At 62.7% G+C, this 20,153-nt stretch carries 22 protein-coding genes and 1 pseudogene; 10 read left to right on the top strand and 13 right to left on the bottom strand.

Features of this window, described 5'->3' with window-relative positions; genetic code table 11:
- Positions 1 to 106: 106 nt before the first annotated feature.
- The 3 genes and pseudogenes from ACX80C_RS16530 to ACX80C_RS16520 form a co-directional block, all read left to right on the top strand.
- Positions 107 to 253: pseudogene (locus ACX80C_RS16530) on the top strand (ATP-binding protein); the annotation flags it as partial.
- A gap of 125 nt (positions 254 to 378) precedes the next feature.
- Positions 379 to 696 (top strand): PadR family transcriptional regulator, encoded by a 318-nt coding sequence (locus ACX80C_RS16525; RefSeq protein ID WP_459327553.1) that lies wholly within the window; start codon positions 379 to 381, stop codon positions 694 to 696.
- Positions 689 to 1,942: an APC family permease gene (locus tag ACX80C_RS16520; RefSeq protein ID WP_459327552.1), complete on the top strand. Its 1,254-nt coding sequence runs from the start codon at positions 689 to 691 to the stop codon at positions 1,940 to 1,942. The genes ACX80C_RS16525 and ACX80C_RS16520 overlap by 8 nt, the downstream gene beginning before the upstream one ends.
- Positions 1,943 to 3,371: 1,429 nt before the next feature.
- Here the strand turns inward: ACX80C_RS16520 and ACX80C_RS16515 are convergent.
- The 5 genes from ACX80C_RS16515 to ACX80C_RS16495 all read right to left on the bottom strand — a co-directional run bounded on the left by ACX80C_RS16515 (position 3,372) and on the right by ACX80C_RS16495 (position 7,874).
- Positions 3,372 to 3,716, bottom strand: coding sequence for a helix-turn-helix domain-containing protein (locus ACX80C_RS16515; RefSeq protein ID WP_459327551.1), 345 nt, complete (start codon positions 3,714 to 3,716; stop codon positions 3,372 to 3,374).
- A gap of 7 nt (positions 3,717 to 3,723) precedes the next feature.
- The gene (locus ACX80C_RS16510; protein WP_459327550.1) at positions 3,724 to 4,788 is read right to left on the bottom strand and encodes a tyrosine-type recombinase/integrase; all 1,065 of its coding nucleotides are present in this window, start codon (positions 4,786 to 4,788) and stop codon (positions 3,724 to 3,726) included.
- Between the two features lie 354 nt (positions 4,789 to 5,142).
- Positions 5,143 to 5,712, bottom strand: coding sequence for a GNAT family N-acetyltransferase (locus ACX80C_RS16505; RefSeq protein WP_459327549.1), 570 nt, complete (start codon positions 5,710 to 5,712; stop codon positions 5,143 to 5,145).
- Positions 5,713 to 5,743: 31 nt separating this feature from the next.
- A complete protein-coding gene (locus tag ACX80C_RS16500; protein WP_459327548.1) occupies positions 5,744 to 6,679 on the bottom strand; it encodes an NAD-dependent epimerase/dehydratase family protein in 936 nt (311 codons plus the stop codon).
- A 13-nt stretch (positions 6,680 to 6,692) separates the two neighbouring features.
- On the bottom strand, positions 6,693 to 7,874 hold the full coding sequence (locus tag ACX80C_RS16495) for an MFS transporter (protein WP_459327547.1): 1,182 nt from the start codon (positions 7,872 to 7,874) through the stop codon (positions 6,693 to 6,695).
- A gap of 119 nt (positions 7,875 to 7,993) precedes the next feature.
- Between ACX80C_RS16495 and ACX80C_RS16490 the strand changes: the two genes are divergently transcribed.
- The 4 genes from ACX80C_RS16490 to ACX80C_RS16475 are packed head-to-tail and all read left to right on the top strand — an operon-like array spanning position 7,994 to position 11,265.
- Positions 7,994 to 8,947 carry an aldo/keto reductase gene (locus tag ACX80C_RS16490; protein WP_459327546.1) on the top strand — a complete coding sequence of 318 codons (954 nt, stop codon included), beginning with the start codon at positions 7,994 to 7,996 and terminating at the stop codon, positions 8,945 to 8,947.
- Positions 8,948 to 8,982: 35 nt separating this feature from the next.
- On the top strand, positions 8,983 to 9,756 hold the full coding sequence (locus ACX80C_RS16485; protein ID WP_459327545.1) for an alpha/beta fold hydrolase: 774 nt from the start codon (positions 8,983 to 8,985) through the stop codon (positions 9,754 to 9,756).
- A 48-nt stretch (positions 9,757 to 9,804) separates the two neighbouring features.
- Positions 9,805 to 10,800, top strand: a complete 996-nt coding sequence (locus tag ACX80C_RS16480) for a GlxA family transcriptional regulator (RefSeq protein WP_459327544.1) — start codon at positions 9,805 to 9,807, stop codon at positions 10,798 to 10,800.
- A gap of 48 nt (positions 10,801 to 10,848) precedes the next feature.
- A complete protein-coding gene (locus tag ACX80C_RS16475) occupies positions 10,849 to 11,265 on the top strand; it encodes a CoA-binding protein (protein WP_459327543.1) in 417 nt (138 codons plus the stop codon).
- A gap of 24 nt (positions 11,266 to 11,289) precedes the next feature.
- Here the strand turns inward: ACX80C_RS16475 and ACX80C_RS16470 are convergent, their stop codons facing one another.
- Entirely contained in the window at positions 11,290 to 12,117 is an 828-nt protein-coding gene (locus ACX80C_RS16470) for a DUF1206 domain-containing protein (protein WP_459327542.1), read from the bottom strand.
- A gap of 60 nt (positions 12,118 to 12,177) precedes the next feature.
- Here ACX80C_RS16470 and ACX80C_RS16465 point away from each other — a divergent pair, with 60 nt between their 5' ends.
- The 3 genes from ACX80C_RS16465 to ACX80C_RS16455 are packed head-to-tail and all read left to right on the top strand — an operon-like array spanning position 12,178 to position 13,786.
- Positions 12,178 to 12,585, top strand: a complete 408-nt coding sequence (locus ACX80C_RS16465; RefSeq protein WP_459327541.1) for an MmcQ/YjbR family DNA-binding protein — start codon at positions 12,178 to 12,180, stop codon at positions 12,583 to 12,585.
- Positions 12,578 to 13,144: a DUF1990 family protein gene (locus ACX80C_RS16460; RefSeq protein ID WP_459327540.1), complete on the top strand. Its 567-nt coding sequence runs from the start codon at positions 12,578 to 12,580 to the stop codon at positions 13,142 to 13,144. Before ACX80C_RS16465 ends, ACX80C_RS16460 begins: the two co-directional genes overlap by 8 nt.
- A 9-nt stretch (positions 13,145 to 13,153) precedes the next feature.
- Positions 13,154 to 13,786: a hypothetical protein gene (locus ACX80C_RS16455; RefSeq protein ID WP_459327539.1), complete on the top strand. Its 633-nt coding sequence runs from the start codon at positions 13,154 to 13,156 to the stop codon at positions 13,784 to 13,786.
- A 170-nt stretch (positions 13,787 to 13,956) separates the two neighbouring features.
- On the opposite strand, the gene ACX80C_RS16450 is transcribed toward ACX80C_RS16455, so the two are convergent.
- The 7 genes from ACX80C_RS16450 to ACX80C_RS16420 all read right to left on the bottom strand — a co-directional run bounded on the left by ACX80C_RS16450 (position 13,957) and on the right by ACX80C_RS16420 (position 20,086).
- The gene (locus ACX80C_RS16450) at positions 13,957 to 14,343 is read right to left on the bottom strand and encodes a DUF1304 domain-containing protein (RefSeq protein ID WP_459327538.1); all 387 of its coding nucleotides are present in this window, start codon (positions 14,341 to 14,343) and stop codon (positions 13,957 to 13,959) included.
- A gap of 66 nt (positions 14,344 to 14,409) precedes the next feature.
- A complete protein-coding gene (locus ACX80C_RS16445; protein WP_459327537.1) occupies positions 14,410 to 14,787 on the bottom strand; it encodes a hypothetical protein in 378 nt (125 codons plus the stop codon).
- A gap of 193 nt (positions 14,788 to 14,980) precedes the next feature.
- Positions 14,981 to 17,269 carry a phosphoribosylformylglycinamidine synthase subunit PurL gene (gene purL, locus ACX80C_RS16440; protein WP_459327536.1) on the bottom strand — a complete coding sequence of 763 codons (2,289 nt, stop codon included), beginning with the start codon at positions 17,267 to 17,269 and terminating at the stop codon, positions 14,981 to 14,983.
- Complete coding sequence (gene purQ / locus ACX80C_RS16435; protein ID WP_459327535.1) at positions 17,266 to 18,045, bottom strand: phosphoribosylformylglycinamidine synthase subunit PurQ; 780 nt, start codon at positions 18,043 to 18,045, stop codon at positions 17,266 to 17,268. The genes purL and purQ overlap by 4 nt, the downstream gene beginning before the upstream one ends.
- A complete protein-coding gene (purS, locus tag ACX80C_RS16430; protein ID WP_459327534.1) occupies positions 18,042 to 18,299 on the bottom strand; it encodes a phosphoribosylformylglycinamidine synthase subunit PurS in 258 nt (85 codons plus the stop codon). Before purS ends, purQ begins: the two co-directional genes overlap by 4 nt.
- Positions 18,300 to 18,489: 190 nt before the next feature.
- Complete coding sequence (locus tag ACX80C_RS16425) at positions 18,490 to 19,104, bottom strand: SSI family serine proteinase inhibitor (protein WP_459327533.1); 615 nt, start codon at positions 19,102 to 19,104, stop codon at positions 18,490 to 18,492.
- A 55-nt stretch (positions 19,105 to 19,159) separates the two neighbouring features.
- A complete protein-coding gene (locus ACX80C_RS16420) occupies positions 19,160 to 20,086 on the bottom strand; it encodes a 3-methyladenine DNA glycosylase (RefSeq protein ID WP_459327532.1) in 927 nt (308 codons plus the stop codon).
- Positions 20,087 to 20,153 lie beyond the last annotated feature (67 nt).

Raw genomic sequence — 20,153 nt, 5'->3', positions numbered from 1 at the left:
GAATCAATAGAAGCTTGTCTATATGAACGGCAGGTGAACGGCAGTGGTCTGATAATACTTAGATAGATGATCTTCTATATTAGAACCGACTAGGCCCCACTTTATGTCGTTCTCCGGCTGGACCAACACATTCACCGATCCCCGTCTCTGTGCAGCCATCGTGGACCGTCTGACCTTCAACGGCACCACTATCGAAACCGACACTGATTCGTGCCGACTCGCCCACAGTCTGGCAACCGCCCAAGGCCACTAATCGCGGTCCCGGCCCTCCGAACCCGAGAACGCGTCCCCTGGTTCGGAGAAGCCGAGGAGCGGAGGTACTATTGGGTCGATCCTAGATATCGGGGGTCGATATCTAGGGCTGATGTTGGGAGTGAGATGCGTGAATTGATGCGTGCAGCAGTGCGGCTGCACATCCTCCATCACGCCGCCGAGGAAAACATCCATGGCGCCTGGATGTCCGAAGAGCTGGCAAACCACGGGTATTCCGTTTCTCCTGGAACCCTTTATCCGGCACTGCACCGCATGGAGCAGGACGGCCTGCTGGTTTCCCGCCAGGAAGTGGTGGGCGGCAGGCCACGCCGCGTCTACCGGGCCACGAAAGCAGGCCTTGACGCCCTGGTTGAAGGGCGCAGGTCCGTTGCGGAGCTTGCTGCGGAAGTACTCCCTAAGTGCGAAGGAGACCCGCATGAGTAACTCGCAGGCCCTGGCCCGCAGGCTGGGGACATTCGACGCGTCCGTCATCGGCCTCGGTTCGATGATCGGTGCCGGTGTGTTCGCGGCTTTCACCCCTGCAGCGGCGGCGGCAGGGTCCGGTCTGCTGATCGGTCTGGTCGTCGCGGCTTTCGTGGCGTTCTGTAACGCCACATCTTCTGCCCAGCTCGCTGCCGTCTACCCGACCTCAGGCGGGACCTACGTCTACGGCCGGGAACGGCTCGGTCCCTGGTCAGGATTCCTGGCAGGGTGGGGGTTCGTGATCGGCAAAACCGCCAGCGCGGCGGCCATGGCCATGACCTTTTCCGCCTACGCCGCCCCGGCAGGGTGGGAACGTCTCGTAGCCATTGCCGCCGTGATCGTTCTTGCCGCAGTGAACTACCACGGCGTGACCCGGACAGCCGGGCTGGCCCGCATCCTCGTCATGCTGGTCTTGGCCGCCCTTGCGATCGCCGTTGTCGGCTGCTGGGGCGGCTCGTCCCCGGACCCTGCAAGGATTCTCGGGGACGGAATCCTTGCTCACGGCTGGTATGGGATCCTGCAATCAGCAGGGCTGCTGTTCTTCGCCTTCGCCGGCTATGCCAGGATCGCAACCATGGGCGAAGAAGTCCGTGACCCCAAACGCACCATCCCCCGCGCCATCGGTATCGCCCTGGGCATCACCATCATCGTCTACGCCATCATCGCCGTCACCCTCCTGGCGACCATTGGCCCCGAAGGAGTGGCGACCAACCCCACGCCCCTCGCGGCCGCGGTAGAAACCGGGACTATGTCATGGGCCGGTCCCGTAGTCCGGGTAGGGGCAGCGGTCGCGGCACTGGGCGCACTGCTGGCCCTCATCGCCGGGCTGGGACGAACCAGCCTCGCCATGGCCCGCGAACACGACCTGCCGCACTGGCTCTCCGCCGTCCACCCCCGCTACAAAGTTCCCCACCGCGCCGAAATCACTTTGGCCGTGGTGATCTGCGCGATCATATCCGTCGCCGATCTGCGAGGCGCGATCGGTTTCTCCTCGTTCGGCGTGCTGATCTACTACCTGGTCGCCAACATCGCCGCTTTCACGCAGCCCGATACAGACCGCCGGTATCCCAAAGCACTCCAAGTGCTTGGCGCCCTGGCATGCGTTGCCCTGGTCGCCGCACTTCCGCCGCTGTCCGTGGTGCTCGGCATCCTCATGTTCGCGGCAGGAATCATCCTGCGCCTGGTCAGGCTAAGCAGAAAATCCTGACCCAGACGGGGCCGGATATAATCGCCTGACGGGGCCAAAACTAGTTGACATACTCAGAAGCCCCGCTGGTTTATGAGTGGTAGAGGTTTTACCGCGATGGGTGTGGTTGGTCCTGACCTGCGAGTTTGTGCCAATTGGATGCCGTAGTGAAGCTGATCCCGAGTATTCGCGCAGCGACTGCGGGCGGTACTTGAGTGATGATCGCCGCGCTGGAGGCTTGGTGAGCCACAGCGGGCTTGACGCCAAGTTTCTTGAGCCGCGCGGCGAGGCTTGAAGCCAGTTGGTGATCGCCGTGTCGGTACCCGGGAAAAATCCACGTTTCATCATGTGCCGCGCCGCCGAAGCGACGCTTATTTATCTTGCCGGCGAGGATGACGTCCGCCCATGCGGTTGCCGCTGGTGAAGACCTAACCGGATTGAGCCGAGTTGGACGCTTGTAATGCCATCGCTGACCGAGAGGTCAGCTAGTTGTAAGGCGACGATTCGATGCACCCGAATTCCGTAGACAACGTTGAGAAGGAGGGCCAACGCCATCCGTAGATCATGGTTCTGGTCGCCTAGGGCCGATTGCAATGCGCTTTCGTTCCCCGATCCAATGCTGCCTCCAATGCGAAACGAGAGGCGTGGGTAGTCGGGCGCAGTAAGCGATCGATTTGTGCCGGTTTTAGCGCACCAGCGGATGAAGCCGCGGACACGGAAGGCATCGCGCGGCGCTTTCACTGCCCACGCGTCCAGGTGTTCTTGGGTTGCCGTCGATGCGGTCTGTTCTGCTGCGTTGAGGTGGCACAGTAGCGAGAAGATAAGGCGGAGTTCGCGCTTGTCGTTCGCTGCCTCAGTGTTGGTGGTGGACCCTTTCCTTGGTCGTCGCTGGTGGCACCATCGGACGAACTGACGAAGGGCAAGTTGATCCGCTGAGTACGGGAGAGCTGCGATCTGGTCGGAGGTCCATCTCTGAAGGCGTTGCACATACTCGTTCCGTTCCGGTAGTGCGCCCAAATTCACTAGGAGTGAGCGGACCTGGTTCACGGACGGTGCAGTTCCCATCCGGTCTAGATCTTCGTGTCGGACGGTATCTCGAAGCGATACGACGGTGCTGAGCACCCTCCACGCCCTCTTACTCTTGATCAGTTGCAGCAGGTAGTGCCCGTCGGCTGTCATGAGATGGTCCCAAACCGGGAGCAGCTCGGGGCGCTGACGGAGTACGACCTCAGAGAACAGCTCGTTGATAGCGTCAGAGGCTCGGCAACGTTTACAAAGACTCGGCCGGTTCAAATGATCCAGTTCGCCACAACGCACACAGTGCCGTCGCGTTCGGGGCGAATTCCTCCAGCACCAGTCGCAGTACCGTTCTCCCGCAAGTATTCCTACTGTTCGACCGGCGTGTCCGCACGTCGTTGAGGAGCTCTCCGAAGGTGCATGAGCCACTGGGCTACTCAGTTATGCGTGCTGGTTGAGGGCGCAGCGCGCGGGAGCGAATTACAGCGGATGCGGTGTCCGTCTTGCCCTGTTCACCGACAGCCTGATCTTTTTGGGCTTGACCGAGGTCTACTTTCACGACAAGTTCGTCGGCACTGCAGCCGAGAATGTCGGTCAGAGCCATCAGCACATGAAGATTCAGACGTTTCGGGCGCTCAGCGACGAGCCGATACACCTGGCTCGGAGATAAGTGGACGCCTCGTTCCTCGAGGAGCGGGATGAGCTTTGTGGTGCTGAACATTCCAGCTGCCGCTAATTGCTCTCGCAGTCGCCATTCGTATCCGATGATCTTGCCCATCTTGTCCTCATTTCAGCGTGGCGAATGTTGGTATTTTGGTGAGAGCCTCGTTCAGGATGTGATTCGCGAAGTCTTCAGAGACGTGCGTGTAGATCCCGGTTGTCGACTGATATGCGTGCCCGAGTTGTCGTTGAACGAACAACGCATCATGGCCGTCCTCGGTAAGGTGTGTCGCGTAGCTGTGTCGCAGGCAGTGCGGTGAAAGTTGCCGGTCCAGCCCGAGTTCGTCCCGGTAGAGCGCGAAGCGGTCACTTAGCGATCGGGCGCTGAGTCGGCCAGAACGCTCCGAGAACCACAGTGCCGTACTCGAACCGACACGCATTAGCGGCAATACGTTCTCAACGTAATCGCGAAGCGATTCCACCGCCCAAGGCATCACTGTTGTCACCGTCCGGGGCTTTGGTGGTGATCCTCTGGAGACCTTTCCATGCCGGATCCGGATGAAGCCATAATCTCCGAATGCGCTTACTTTTGGATTGCGGTACATATCGGTCACATCAAGTCGCACGGCCTCAGTTGCCCTTAAGCCCCACGCGTAGACAACTTTCAGCAGTGTGGCATCACGATATGCGGCGGGGGCTCCTTTGCGGCCGGCCGACAGGCGCAGCTGCACCTCTTCGTCCGCTCGGTCGAAAAGGAGCTGCAGCTCCGAACGTGTCAGCGGTCGTCGGTGCGGATCTCCCTCGTATTCCTGCACATGGGGACGAGTGTTCCATTCATGGCAAATTTGCACCGGGTGCGTTCCAAAGCGCTCTTCACACTGCTGGACCCACCCATAATGCGGTGAACAAATGAAATCGCAGAACTGCCGAACCGCGATCTGGTAGCCACGAATCGTTGCCGCCGTCAATTTACGGATCGAGACCAGATCGGTCATCCATTCATCGAACACGGCGGCCGTCCACTCCCAGGGCCAGACGCATGAGTGTGCCTGGAACCGACGCACCATCAGCAGACGGTCCTCAACAGTCTTCTTTTGAAGTCGACGCCCGCCAAGTTGCTGAGCATGCCAACCATCGAGCATCGCCTCGAAAACCGATGAGTCTTCCTTGATGAAGGCGATACCCTCCACCAAATACACCGTGGAGACCCCGAACGGGTGTCCTGCACCCACCCCTACCACTCGCATCTGATGCCCATATCATGCATTAGATGCGAGTGGGCCGTCGTAAGCCAAGCCAGGTTTCCCGATTAGGTCGGAAGTTGGTGGCATTCAACGCGCTATGGATCAAGAAGTCTTGCATCCAATACATTTCCGCGTGCTTCGCAATCTAACGCCTATTCACACCCGGAACAGCGGACCAGCAGAAAGTGCTCCCGAATCTTGATCTCCAGCTAACGGGTGGGAAAACAAAGTACGACGACGACGCCGGCCCGCGCCGTCGTCGTACCTCGCCTTTCGCGGCTGTCGAGTGAAGTACGACGTTCAGGTGGGCGGCCGATTTGGCTCGCGGATCGCAGAGTAGAGGAGCATGTCGCGGCGTTGTCCGGCAATCTCCTGATGGCTGCGCAGGAGACCCTCGCACTGGAAGCCTGCACGCTCCGCCGTCCTGATCGACGCGGCATTCCACGGCTCGATGAAGAGTTCAATCCTGTGAAGATCCGTGATGGTCCATCCGAATGTGGTCAGCGCTCGGAGGGCATCGGAGGCTGCGCCAAGTCCGCGACATGACGGAGCAACCGCATAGCCAGCTTGAGCGCGGCCACTCGCAAGCTCCCGAATGGTCAGTCCGATGAAGCCAAGGCATGCGCCGGTGGTCCTGTTGGCCATCGCGAAGGAAAATGTTGTCCGGTCGGTATACCGCTGCTCTTGGCGTTTGAGCCAGGCTTGCGCCTGAGCTCCCGTAGCCCGGGCCGGAAGGGTCCCGATGTGCGGAACGTAAGGGTCCTGGGAGAGATCAATGACTGCCGTCACGTCGTCGGGGATGAACCGCCGAAGGAAGACCTGGCCGAAGGACGGATCTTCGGCCGGCCACGGTGGGACGAGATCGCTCATGCTGGAAGTCTGTCACCCTAACCGGAGTCGCTCACCCACGAACCTGGGACGCCACCCAGTCGACTTCCTCAGCCAACAGGTCCAGCGCCGCGCCCACCGGCACATACCCGAGTCGACGTGACGCGCTAGTGTCCAGCACGATCGGATGCTTCTGCAGCCAGGGATGCAGCCCGCGGTCCGGGACAGCATCATCAAGAAGCTTCAGTGTCCCCGTCCAGCCCAACTTGGAGCCGATCGCGCGAACAATTTGCTCGGCACCCGGACTGTCAGGGTCCGCACTGTTCAGGATCCGCGCACCCGGCTTCAGCGCAGCCGTCGCGATAAGCGCTGCTGTGTTGCCCGCAGCAGTCAGATGGTCGATCGCATGTCCAAGTGTCAACTCGATACGACCCGTTCCCGCCATCATCGCCTCCACGAACACACGCGTCCTTGGATTCCGCGCCCAACGCCCATGGACCTTGGACGGGCGGATCACCGTGACAGGAAGGCCACTTTCCAATGCCACCTGCTCAGCTGCCACCTTCGACGGCGCGTAGCCCTCCCGGCTGAACGGATCGACGTCGTCGTTCGCGGGTGCCAGCGTCGGCGCATCCTCGACAATCGGTACGTCGAAGCGCGGCGGCTCGTCACTGTTGACGTGCCGGCCCAGTCCGTCCACATACACAGCACGGCTGGAAACCAACACCGGGCTGGCTACCGACGCCATCAGGGGAAGCACCGCTCGGACATCCGAAGCCCGATACGCCAGCAAGTCGACCAACAGGTCTGCACCGTCGCCCACGAGGCCTTCGATCGCCGCGATGTCAGCACGGTCAATCGAGTGGAACCGGACGCCTAACGCGGTCAGTTCGGAAGGCATGAAAGACGCATCGCGTCCCGTGACATCCACTGACCAACCAGCCCCGGCAAGCGTCATAGCCGTAGCTCCACCGATTGCTCCGGTTCCACCAAGTACGACTGCACGCAAGTTCGCTCTCCCTTCAACCAGCTTTGCGCCGGATAGTTACAGCAAGCGGAATGGTCAGAAGTCCAGCAACAACCCCTACAGCGACGAACGTTCCCTGCAACCCGATCCCCGAAGCAACCACACCGCCCAGTAGCGCACCCACCGGCCGCCCACCTCGAGTGATGGTCCGGTACACCGCCGTGACGCGACCGAGCAGTTCCCGCGGAACCGTCGATTGCCGCAGCGTGATCGTCAGTACGTTCCACGTGACGCCCGAAAAACCGCCAATGAACAGGGCCACACCAACTAGGTAGACGTTGGCAGTGATCCCAGGGGCCACGAACCAGACCGCCCAGCCGAGAAGAGACAGAACCAGCAACGTCCGCAGGCTGACCCTCTTCCTCAACCAGCCGGTCGCCAGGGAACCAGTAACACTGCCGGCCGCAAGCACAGCGAGGAAGACACCATAGGCGGCCGGTTCCAGCCCCAGCACCCCGGGATCGACGACGGCGAGAACAAAGATCGCAGTCCAGGCGTACCAACAAACTGTTGCAGCACCACCGATCAGCGCGAGCCAGAGCAAGGACCGGTCCCGCACCAGATACCGGAATCCCTCCCTGATTTGCGGAAGGAACCGGGGCCGGACCGCAGGAACTGGAGGCGCCGACGTCGTAATGGAAAGCAGGATGAACACCCCGGCGAGGTAGCCGACAGCAGACGCGCTGACCGCCCACACCGCTGAAAGTCCAACGAGCAACCCGCCCACAGCCGGACCGATGAATCCGCCCAGGCTTGTGGTGACACCGAACAGGTGACCGTTCTTGCGGGGAAGGTCTTCCTTGTCGACGTATCGGGGCACCACCACCTGGGCGCAGATCTCGTACACGGTTCCAGCGCTTCCAAGGACAAAGGCACCGATATAGAGCAACGGCAAACCGGCCCCGCCCATCAGAACCGCGCCAATCAGCAGTCCAATTCCCGCAAAACGTGTCAGGTTGATGATGCGCATCATCGTCACGGGGTCAAAGCGGTCCACCAGCGGCCCGAACGGAATGCTCACAATCAACCACGGAAGCGAGAAGAACAGCGTGGTTGTGGCCACGGCTGCGGGATCCAGCGTGACAGCTGCCGCCAGGAGCGGCAGCACCGCCCTCAACATGCCGTCGCTCAGGCCCACAGCACCTGCCGCAGCAATGATGCGGTTGATGTAGTTCACCGTGTTCCCCCAAAACGGTCAGTTGGCCTCGAATATCGACCCTACCGGTAGCGCCCTCGGTAAGGTGTTCCCAAAGCGCGGACCGAGCACACAAGGATGCCGTCGAGAGGAAGCCACACATGACTGAAGAGGCCAGCAACCCGGTCGATCCCCGACAGCTGGGAAGAACCGGGCTGACCGCTAGCCCGGTCACGCTCGGCACCTCCTCCCTCGGCGCGGGCACCAAACCCGACGACGACGGCGAGGCCACCGTCGTCGAGCTCGCCACCGCCATGCTGCACGGCCCTTACGCGCTGATCGACACGTCCAACAACTATGCAAAGGGCAGGAGTGAAGCGGTTCTTGGGCTCGCTCTCCGCGGGAACGGCGCAGCGCCGGGCCGGTCAGTGGTCACCAAGGTGGACCAGGATCCGGGAAGCGGCGCATTCGATCGCGCCCGGGTGCGCCGTTCCTTCGAGGAGAGCTGCGAACGTCTCGGCGTAGATCGGATTGAACTGCTGCACCTGCACGATCCCTACTCGGTCACCTTCGAGGAAGCTGCCGCACCAGGGGGCGCCATTGAAGGCATGCTCGAACTGAAGGATCAGGGCCTGGTGGATGCCATCGGTATTGCCGCCGGCACGGTCAGCCTCATGCGGCGCTACGTCGGCACCGGCGTGTTCGACGTGCTGCTCACCCACAACCGGTTCACGCTCGTCGACCGCAGCGCGGCTCAGCTGATCGAAGACGCCGTGGAACGGGGGATGGGAGTCTTCAACGCTGCACCTTTCGGCGGCGGGCTGCTCGCCCGCGGGTCGGCCAGCGGTGCAACCTACGCCTATGCGGACAGCCCGCCGGAGCTCCTGGACTGGGTCGCCCGTGTGGAGAAGCTCTGCACCGAACACGGTATCGACCTCCCGACGGCGGCGCTGCACTTCTCGCTGAGGTCACCGTTGATCGACTCGACAGTGGTCGGAATCTCCTCCACCGGGCGGATCGCCGGACTGGAACGCATGCGCACAACTGAAGTGCCGCCGTCGTTCTGGGACGGACTCGACAGCCTCGGCACGCCACCGTCCACCATCTCCGACTGACCGCGGTGTCTCTAACCGTTCCGTAGACTGATCCGATGGAGTTCGCGGTAGCTGGGGATGGTGCGCGTCTGGCGTGGAAGGCCGAAGGCGCCGGCCACCCGCTGCTGCTCATTTCCGGCCAGGCTACGGATCTGGACGGTTGGGACCCTGTGGTTCCGGAACTGGCATCGAATTTCCGCGTCATCCGCTTCGACCATCGTGGAACCGGCGGCAGCGAGGAAGGCTCCGCCGAGGGCTATAGCACCCGCGGGTTCGCGAAGGATGCCCTGGCGGTGCTGGATGCCGCTGGCGTCGAAAAGGCCCATGTATACGGGCACTCCATGGGCGGGCGAGTGGCCCAGTGGCTGGCCATTGACGCACCGGACCGCGTGGGGGTGCTCATCCTTGCCGCCGCATCCCCAGGCGGTGCCCTTGGTAGCGAACGGGACAGTGAGGCTACCCGTGCGCTGACCAGCGGCGATCCGGATCAGCTCGAACCGTTATTCTTCGCCGCGGACTGGGCGGCTCGAAATCCGGACGCCGTGAAGGCCTTCTTTATCTCGCGCGCCTCGAAACGCGCCAAAGTGCTCCACTTCCGTGCGAGCAAGGAGCACGACGCGCGGGACTCGCTTTCGTCCGTGCGCGCACCGACACTCATCCTCCACGGCACAGATGACGTGCTGACGCCGCTGGAGAATGCGCTTGTCCTCCACGAACTCATTACGGGCTCCACTCTGGTGAAGATCCCGCGGGGAAAACACGGTTTCCACCTCGATCACCCTGAGACACTTGTCTGGATCAGGGACTTCATCCGGAGGAAGAAAAGATAGCCGTGGCGGGATCTTACTGTTCGTTCTAAAAACTGCCATACTGAGTCAATGATCCGCTCCGTGGCCGCCATCGTGCTTCCTCCCGTCGCAGCATTCGAATTCGGGGTCGCCTGCGAAGTTTTCGGGCTCGACCGCTCCGACCGCCAGGACGGTGTACCCAAATTCGATTTCCGGGTCTGCACACCCAAACCAGGAATTCTCCCGGGCAAAACAGGTTTCTCGTTGCAGGTCACAGAGGACCTTTCCGCCACCAAGACCGCAGACCTGGTGATCATGCTGCCCTACAATGTCAACTCACCGAGCCAGCCGGAGGTGCATCAGGCACTTCGGGCTGCCCACGAACGTGGTGCCTGGGTGCTTTCGGTGTGCAGCGGGGCCTTCGCCCTCGCCGAGGCAGGACTGCTCAACGGGCGACGGGCTGCAACGCACTGGATGTACTCCCAACAACTCGCCAGGCAGTACCCGGAAATTTCGGTCGATGAGAACGTGCTCTACGTCCAGGACGGCAACATCATCACCAGCGCCGGAACAGCTGCCGGTATCGACGCATGCCTGCACCTGATCCGAAGCGAACTCGGAGCCGCGGCGGCAACCAGCATCGCGCGGTCCATGGTGGTACCGCCACACCGCGCCGGCGGGCAGGCACAGTACATCGACCGTCCCATCTCCGTGTCCGAGTGCGACACCCTCGAAGACGTCCTCGTCTGGATCGACACCCACCTCAGCGAAGAACATTCCGTGAGCGCGCTCGCCGCACGCGCCCACATGTCCGAACGCACCTTCGCCCGGCGCTTCAAGGCTGAAACGGGTACGACGCCGGCCGCCTGGCTTGCTGCCCAACGTGTCCTACGGGCACAGGGCCTGTTGGAAGAAACCGACCTCAGCATCGAAGCGATCGCGAGGGAAACGGGGTTCGGGCAGGCAGTGCTGCTCCGTCACCACTTCCAGCGCACGCTTGGCACCAGCCCTGCAGCCTACCGGCGCACCTTCCGTGGCGTGACGCCGGCAAAACCAGAATCGACTCCCCAATACATGACCGTTTGAGCGCTCAAACGGTCACCTATTGAAGAGTCGATGCACAGAAAGGAAAGAATGTCCCACCACAATGACCCAACCACCATTCAAAGGCTCCTCACCACGCCTGGCCGGTGGGCCGTCGTCGGGCTTTCCAATAATCCGCTGCGCCCGGCAGTGGGCGTAGCGAAGTTCCTGATCGACCGGCTGGGCATGGATGTTGTCCCCGTAAGCCTGAAGGGCGATGACGTTCACGGCCGGACCGGGTACACGAAGCTGCAGGATGTGCCGGGGGAGATCGACGTCGTCGACTGCTTTGTGAACAGCCAGCGCGTTGGCGCGGTGGTGGACGACGCCATCGCCGTCGGCGCGAAGGCCGTCTGGCTGCAGCTGGGGGTTATCGACGAGGAAGCGGCGCAGCGCGCCGCTGACGCAGGCCTCGACGTCGTGATGGACGCCTGCCCCGCCATCGAGGCGCCGCGGTTAGGCCTGTAGCGGTTGGAGAGAATTTAGCAGGAGTTACATCTTCTCCAACGGCGCCCGCACAATGCTGTAGATCCCGTACGCGATCAGGCCAAGTGCAATGACTCCGAGAATCAACGCACCGAACGGTTGCTCCTGCAGGGACTTCAGCGCGCCGTCGAGCCCGGTGGAATCCTCCGGGTCCGCCCGGACCGTCGCGATAATGAACAGCAGTCCCAGCACCGCGAGCGCCACTCCCTTCGCGCAGTAGCCGACCGCGCCGACAACCTTCACGGCCGTGCCCCACGGACGCCCCGGCACCCGCTGCAGGTCCTCGAGGAACTTCCGCTTGGCACCCTTGTATACGTAGTAGCCGCCGATGCCGATGACTGCGGCACCCAGCACGATCAGCAGTACGGCACCGGCCGGATTGGTCATCATCGTCGAGGTGAACGTGCTCGTGGTTTGCCCGCTGTCGGTCGAGCCGCCGAGCGCGTAGATGCCGAAGGTAACACCGATCGCCGCATACGCGATTGCCTGACCGATCGCCTTGAGCTTCCTGCCCCACTTCTCCTTGCTCTCGCGTCCGTTCCAGGCGAACGCCGCCTCACTGAGCTGGAACAGGGCAAGCGCAACGCAGCCGATGAAACCGAACCAGAGCAGGAAGATCCCTCCGGGTTGCGCGGCCAGCTGACCCATTGCACCGGACTGGTCAGCGCTGCCGCTGCCGCCCATCGCGATCCCCACGGCTATGAATCCGATGACAAGGTGCATGAGTCCGTTGGCGGCGAATCCCAGCCGTGCGGCTGTCTCGAATGCCTTGGAATCCGCTGCTTCCTCCGCCCCGCCAGCAATCTTTCGTGCGTGCCCACCGAGGTCTGCCATTGTGTGCTCCTTGATCGTGATCCCTCTATATTGTCACTGCTTGGCGGTACGCTCGTCGTTGTGGATGCAGCTCAGCTTCGGGATACCTGCCTATCAATGCCGGGCGCTTTCGAGGACTTCCCGTTCGGGCCGGAGGCGTCGGTTTTCAAGGTACGGGCGCCGGCCGGGGCGGGAAAGATGTTCGCCCTCTCGGACCTGAATTCGCCAACCCTTTCCATCAGCCTCAAGTGCGAGCCGGCGCTCGCCGAGCAGCTGCGGTCCGCTCACCCGGAGATCACCGGCGCGTACCACATGAACAAGACCCACTGGAATGGCGTCGATTGCACCGGGAGGCTCCCCGATGACATGCTGCGGGACATGATCGAAGACTCCTATGACCTCGTGGTGGACTCCCTGCCGAAGAAGGACAGGGAGTCGCTTGGATGGACCCGCCTGGCGCGATCCGGTGAGGGCGGCAGCAATGCCTGAGATCACTCACACAGCGGTCGGGTTCACCCGGACCGCCGTGTGGCCGGCCGGGTTCCGTCCGTTCCGTCACCGCATTCAGGTCGGTTCAGGCGAGGATGCGTTCCGTCGCCTCGCTGAGGGGATTCTGGCCTTCGACCTGCACCGCCGTGCCGGACTGCAGGTGGCAGGGCCCTCCCGCGCGGGCGTCGGGGTTGTCGTGGTGCCGCGCTTCGGCGTGGGGCCGGTGCGGTTGAATGCGCCGTGTGAGGTGGTGTGGGTTGAGGACCTGCGCGGCTCCGACAACAACAACAACAACGACGACGGCGGCACCCGCGGTCAGGCGGGCACCGCCCGCCGGTCCGGCTTTGGCTACGCGACACTGCCCGGCCACCCGGAATGCGGGGAAGAGGCGTTCATCGCGGAGCTCGCGGTGGACGGCACCGTCTATTTTGATCTGCGCGCCTACAGCCGGCACTCGAATTGGTTCTATCAGTTGGGCGCACCGGCAGCCCGGTTCTGCCAATGGTGGGTCACCCGGCGATACCTGGCAGCGGCCCGCTCCCTCGCACGCGCAGGATAGCGTGGCCACATGACCCTTTCGCCCGAAGAGTACTCCGAATTCATCCGGTCACACGCTGACGGCGAAGGGCGGTTGCCCGCGCTGACGCCCAAGTGGTCAACGTTTCCGTTCGATGCGGGCATCCTTCCATTGAAACCGTGGCAGGACCCGGTGTTCCCCGAACCGGAGCGGAGCGGGCTGACACCGGACACATGTGACTCCTGCGCGGATCGAGACCAGGGCATTTGGCTGAATGATAACTGGCGGCTCTTCACCCGTGAACCAACTGGGCTGCCGGTGGCGCTGATGCTGCAACCACGGGATCACTATGACTACGCCGACCTTCCGGACGACCTGGCCGCTGAGATGGGCGTGATCCTGCGGCATCTGGCTGCGGCTGTTGAAGGTATGGAGAACATGCAGCAGGTGCATATGGACAGGTGGGGAGCCAGCCATGCGCACCTTCACTGGTTCATCACCGGCCGCCCCACCGGTCAGCTGCAACTGCGGGGCACCTTCTGCGGAATCTGGGAACTGCTTCTCCCACCCCTGCCACAGGACGTCATCGACGCCCACTCCCTCGAAGTCGCAAGACGGCTTCAGGCAAGCTTCGGCGGCTCAATCCCCTCTGAAGTGCAGGTCGAAGCCGCCGCAACAAGCTGAGCAGCTTCCCGGCGAATCACCTGCTCTGCGCCAGCCCTGTCGGCTGCCCGGTGGCCCGTCAAAGCCGATGGTCCCGATCACCGATCCCGAGCAGCGCTCGACAATGCGCCACAGGCCGAAGGGGTATCAGGTCCAGTCTGGCGCTGCGCAGACCTTTCGCGCTGCCCATCTTAGAAGGACACGACTGCCATGCCTACGAGCGCTGCCAGCGGCGGAACGCCTTGAACCAACGCGCCGATCCACAGCGCGCGGATGCTGACAAAAAGTACGACGGCGGCCAGCACCATGGATCCCAGCGCCATTACCATCATCCCGTACCCCACGAGGGTCCCAGAGAGCGCCAGGCCAATGATCACGCCGACGGCGAAGAACAGGTTGTAGAAGCCCTGATTGAAGGCCATTGGCCGGAGGATGTTGGCGTGTTCCTGGGAACGGACGTCGAACTTCCGCCACACTGACGGGTGACGCCAACGGATGGTCTCCAGGACAAAGATGTAGACGTGCAACAGAGCCGCAATCAAAGCAAACAGCGCAATGGGAAGCGGGAATGTCGTCATGAAACAACCCTATCCGCTGGCTGCCCCAAACTTGGTTCCGCCGGGTAACGATCCGATCAGCGGGGTTTAGGCGCTGCAGTCCGGGGACGTGACCGGAACAGTCAGACTCACTTCGGACTCATTATCGGCGCGCAGGCGGAACACCGCACCGTGGGAATCTTCCGACCTGATGTGCATGATTGGTCCGTCCTGTTCCACATCTCCGGGCTCCGCGAACTCGTGATTTTCCAGCACCGTGGTGACGGCGGCGAGGGTTCTCTCCCTGTTCTCCTCCACCAGCAGATGGGCGCTCACCGATGTGCTGGGCATCGCGAGGGTGCACGTGCCGTCGTCCTGCCGGGTGAGTCCGTCGAAACTGTTCGGGGCCGGCTCAAATGCGGCATCAGGGTAGGCGTCACCGAGGGCGGCCTCCACGTCCTCGAGCACCTTCTGGTACCGGACCATGCTTTCATCCACACTCAGGACATCGCGCGGCTCCTGTGCACATCCTGACAAAGCCAGAAGTCCCACCGCTAAAACCGCCGCACGCAAAGTCTTCAAAGTATTGGCCTCCCCTGATCCTGCCTTGAAGCCAGCCTATCGGTGTCCGGACACGGCGCCCGCTGCACTGAAACAGCGGGCGCCACTTCGTTAAAGGTCAGCCGAAGTGCTTCGGCAGCGTAGCCTCATGTGCTTCCTTCAGCTCCGCGAGCGGAAGGGTGAAATGGCCCTGCACATCCAGCGTCTGGTTCTCCGCGTCCACCACGCCGATACGAAGCCGCGGGTAGTTCCGTGCAGTGCACATGTCGTTGAAACGCACCTCTTCGGAGCGCGGAACAGCGACGACGGCGCGGGCCTGGCTCTCGCTGAACAGCGCAGTGAATGGGTCGATTCCGTCGCGCTCACACAGTTCATCGATCCCAATCCGGGCACCGACACCGAAACGCAGCGCCGCTTCGGCCAATGCTGCCGCAAGCCCACCCTCCGAGAGGTCGTGTGCGCCGTCGATCATTCCGTCACGCGATGAGTTCACGAGGATCGCAGCGAGCGTCTTCTCGGCGTCGAGGTCCAGAACCGGAGGCTGGCCTCCAAGGTGCCCACGCAGGTTCGCCCACTCGGATCCGTCGAGTTCGTTACGGGTGGTGCCGAGGAGGTAGATAGCCTGCCCATCTTCGCGCCAGCCCGAAGGTGTGCGGCGGGCGACGTCGTCGAACACACCCAGCACACCGACCACCGGCGTGGGATGGATGGCCACACCGCCGGTCTGGTTGTAGAGCGAAACATTGCCGCCGGTGACTGGAACTCCGAGTTCCTGGCAGGCATCAGCCAACCCGCGGACGGATTCGGCGAACTGCCACATGACCTCGGGGTCCTCGGGGGAGCCGAAGTTGAGGCAGTCGGTGACCGCCATCGGCTTCGCGCCGGAGGTGGCGACATTCCGGTACGCCTCCGCCAGGGCCAACCGGGCGCCGTCGTACGGGTTCAGGTAGGAGTAGCGGCCGTTCGCGTCCGTCGAGAGGGCGATGCCGAGGCCAGTTTCCTCATCGACCCGGACCACACCGGCGTCGTCGGGCATTGCCAGCGCGGTATTGCCCTGCACAAAGCGGTCGTACTGGTTGGTGATCCAGTCCTTGGAGCACATGTTCGGCGAGGCCATCAGCTCAAGCACGGCACCTCGAAGGTCCGCCGGGCGCTCCCCGCTGAAGGAATCAGCCTGCACACCGTCCAGCCACGCGGGGCGATTGTACGGACGCTCGTAGACCGGACCGTCGTGAGCGACCGTGCGGGGATCCACGTCGACAATCTTCTCGCCCGCCCACTCGATGATGAGGCGGCCGGTGTCGGTCACCTCACCGAGCCACGAGTACTCGACATTCCACTTCTCCATGATCGCTTCGAAGGCGGAAACGTTCTCCGGCGTCACGACCGCCATCATGCGTTCCTGCGACTCGGACATCAGGATCTCGCCCGGAGTCAGGGACGGATCACGAAGCAGGACGTTGGTGAGCTCCACATGCATGCCGCCGTCGCCGTTGGATGCGAGCTCGGACGTGGCACAGGAGATGCCGGCCGCCCCGAGATCCTGGATTCCCTCCACCACGGATGCCTTAAACAGCTCGAGGCAGCACTCGATCAGCACCTTCTCGGCGAACGGATCGCCCACCTGGACCGCGGGGCGTTTGGACGGTTTGGAGGAATCGAACGATTCCGACGCAAGCACAGACGCACCGCCAATGCCGTCACCGCCGGTCCGCGCACCGAAAAGCACCACGCGATTGCCGACGCCGGACGCGTTGGCCAGGCGGATGTCCTCGTGCCGCAGTACACCGACGGCCAGCGCATTCACCAGCGGGTTGCCCTGGTACACCGAATCGAACACCACTTCGCCGCCGATGTTCGGCAGTCCAAGGGAGTTCCCGTACCCGCCGATGCCCGCCACGATGCCGTGAACCAGACGTGCGGTGTCCGGGTGGTCGATTGCCCCGAACCGCAGTGGGTCCATGACGGCCACCGGGCGGGCACCCATCGATATGATGTCACGGACAATGCCGCCGACGCCCGTTGCAGCACCCTGGTAGGGCTCCACGAAGGACGGGTGGTTGTGGGACTCGACCTTGAAGGTCACCGCCCAGCCGTCACCGATATCGACGACGCCGGCGTTCTCGCCGATGCCGACCAGGAGATGCTCCTTCATGGGTTCGGTAACTTTGTCGCCGAACTGGCGCAGGTGCACCTTGGAGGACTTGTAGGAGCAGTGCTCGCTCCACATCACCGAGTACATGGCGAGTTCAGCGGCGGTTGGTCGGCGGCCGAGGATTTCGACCACGCGCTGGTACTCGTTTTCCTTCAGGCCCAACTCAGCCCAGGGCAGGTCCTGCTCCGGCGTCTGCTCGGCGTGCTCGACCGTGTCGATGTTGAACTTCTTGGACGTTGTTCCTGTGGTCACTTGTTAACCAGTTTCTGCAGTACCGAAGTGAAAATGCCGAGCCCGTCGACGCCCCCGCGGACATCAACCGCACCGAACGCTGAGGAATCAGGGCCGAAGCCTGCTTCCACCGCGTGTTCAGGGTGGGGCATGAGCCCTACGACGTTGCCGTGCTCGTTTGTGATGCCCGCGATGTCGCGGCGCGAGCCGTTCGGGTTGCCGCCCACGTAGCGGAACACCACGCGGCCTTCGCCCTCAAGTTCGTCCAGCGTGCGCTCATCGGCGACAAACTGCCCGTCCTGGTTCTTCATGGGGATGACAACTTCGCTGCCTTCGGAGTACGACGACGTCCACGCCGTCGTACTGTTTTCCACCGCCAGGCGCTGGTCGCGGCACAGGAAGTGCAGGTGGTTGTTCTTGATCATCGAACCGGGCAGCAGATGCGCCTCGGTGAGGACCTGGAAACCGTTGCAGATGCCCAGCACGGGAAGCGATCCACCGGAAGCTGCTGCAGTGATCTGCTCCATGAGCGGCGCAAACCGCGAAATGGCGCCTGCACGCAGGTAGTCGCCGTAGGAGAAACCACCTGGAATGATGACGGCGTCCACGTCCTTGAGGTCGTGGTCCGCATGCCAGAGCGCGACGCCGGTGCCGCCTGCCAGCCGGACGGCACGGAGCGCGTCGCGGTCATCGAGGGAACCGGGGAAAGTAACGACGCCGACGCGGATGCCGGAGAGGTTGGAATCAACAGCGTCGACGTCCGTCAGCGAACCGATCAACGGAACTTCAACGCTCACTGGGCGTCCTCAATGACCTCGACCCGGGTCACGTCCTCGATCACCGGGTTGGACAGCAGTGTGGCCGCGGCGCTGCGCGCGTGTTCAAGGACTTCCTCGGTGATGTCGCCCTCAACGGTCAATTCGAACCGCTTGCCCTGGCGGACTTCGGCGAATCCGGTGAATCCGAGCCGGGGGAGGGCGCCAGCGATGGCCTTGCCCTGCGGATCGAGGATTTCAGGTTTTGGCATGACGTCAACAACGATCCGGGGCATCCGGCAACTCCTGTTAAGTAAGAACAGCGCTTTTAATGCGGTTGCCCGACGGGTGCCGTCTCACGCTCGGAAAATGAGCGACCCAGATGGAATCCGGGGCGCGATCCAGCGCTCCGCGAGCTTGCTGTCCCATTCTACCGGCCGATCGAAGGCTCCCGTGACCCCGCATTCGGCACCGTAACATGAGCGCCTAGCGTGCTCCGGACGTTCCGAGGATGGATTCGAGTGCGTTCCACCGGCCGATCTCGCAGCCATCGGTGGCCGAGAAAGACGCCGAGACCCGCTTACCGTCCACAGTGCCTTTGACCGTTGCCGTCTGCGGGCCGCCGTATTGCTGCGTACACATCCGGTTGGGGTCGGGTTTGGCGGTGAAGAACGCTGCACCCAATTCCTTCACGGCCGCGCACGCTGCCTCCGGATTGGGCAGGGTGGTGGCTTCTCCAACGCCATCCGGGGTGCACTCCAACACGTACTGCGTAGCCTCGGAGTCCGGATTCTGCTTGATGCTTATGTTCAGCATCGCGGTACCGACGGCGGCGGGATCGCTGGGAAGCGTAGGGCTTGGTTTCGGTGAATCTGTTGGCATGGCGCTCTCTGAGTCGGTGGGGGAGCCGGACGCAGATTCTGCAGGATCCGTTGGCTCCGTGGATGAGTCGGTCGAGTCAGTGGGTGCGGGCGTCAGGTCAGCACCGGGATTGCTCCCCGGCGAGCCGCACCCCGCCAACAGCACAGCGAGTACGGCGCCTGCCAGTAGACCTGTGCTTCTGGTGGTGGCGCTGCTTGTGGCGTTGCCTATAGATCTCATGGGAAACCTCCTTGTTGCCCTCAACGTCTCGCGGCCGGTTGAGTTCCTGGCCGGATCACGGCCCGAACTGTGGGTCCGGCGTCAGTTGTTCCAAGTACTTCTTCAACTGTGCACGCAGTTGCTGGGATTCAGCCGAGAATGCGCGCTGTGCGCGCACATAGTCCACCTTCCCCGCCGCGGTTTCGATGGGGATCGGCGGATAACCCCACTCCTGGAGATCGTACGGAGAAGCCCGCATATCCATGGCCCGGATCCGCCAGGAGTGTTCGAAACAGTCCATGACGAGTTCGCTGGGCAACGCCGGCGTGAGCTTATAGGCCCACTTGTACAGGTCCATGTTGGCGTGGAGGCAGCCGGGTTGCTCCAGCTCGCGCTGGCTTTCCCGGGTGGGCTGAAGTTCATTGAGCGGTGCAGCCTGGGGCGCGTAGAACCGGAAGGCATCGAAGTGAGTGCATCTGATCCGGTTCTCCTCAACCACCTGGTCCGTTCCGCGGGCACCAAGGCGCAACTTCAAGTACTGGTGTCGCACCGGGTTCTGCACCGAGCGGTACGCCATGGCCCACTCGTGCAGCCCGAAGCAGCCGAACTGTGCCGGGCGGGCTATGGTGCGGGAAATGATGATATCCGCGAACTGTACGGCCTCTGCCCGCGTTTCAAGGAAAGCGGCATGATCGAAGGTGACGGCGCCGTCGTCGTCGGTCTTGAGGTTTTCCTGTTCCTGCGTGGTGAGCGGGCGGTAGAACTTCCAGTCCGCGCGCTCAAGGGCAGCGGGCCCGGTCAGGACGGTATGGGCCCCGGGATGCCACCGCAGAAGCTGCGCCGGTTTCTGGGTGTAGTAAGTGAACAGGAAATCCTCGACCGGATGCCTGCGCTGTTCAGCACGCCTGCGTAGATAAGGCTCGGTGTAGGTGCGAACCCGCTCAGCGTGGGCCGAGGCGCGCGGCACCCACTGGTCCTGGGTAAGTACGAGGGGAGAAGGCACGCTCCATTATCTCCTGCGCCTATCGAGCTCGCTTTCTTTACCAGGCTCGCGGAAAATGTCAATGAAC

The sequence above is a fragment of the Arthrobacter tecti genome (genome assembly GCF_054511355.1).
This window is presented reverse-complemented; position numbering and strand designations above follow the sequence as displayed.